At 54.4% G+C, this 252-nt stretch carries 1 protein-coding gene; it reads left to right on the top strand.

Features of this window, described 5'->3' with window-relative positions:
* On the top strand, nucleotides 1-252 hold a 252-nt coding region (locus SLS51_RS24970), incomplete at both ends, for a S8/S53 family peptidase (protein ID WP_323840908.1).

Raw genomic sequence — 252 nt, 5'->3', positions numbered from 1 at the left:
CTGAGCGATGCCAACATTCTGCCGGTCTGGAAGGACTACACCGGCAAGGGCGTACGCATTGGTCAGTTCGAGCCGGGCGGTAAGTTTGCCACCGCGCCTGAAATATTTGATATCAATCACCCCGACCTTGCGGCGAATGTTGACAAAGCCTGGTTGCAGACTCAACAAACCAATGGCACCTTGCCGAATGTGGTCTCCAACCACGCGACAATGGTGGCGGGTGTGATGGTTGCGGCGAAAAATAATACAGGT

It is taken from the genome of Photorhabdus africana (genome assembly GCF_035181445.1).
Taxonomy (GTDB): Bacteria; Pseudomonadota; Gammaproteobacteria; order Enterobacterales; family Enterobacteriaceae; genus Photorhabdus; species Photorhabdus laumondii.
Note: the sequence above shows the minus strand (reverse complement) of the source record. Positions and strands in the feature narration are given on the sequence as shown.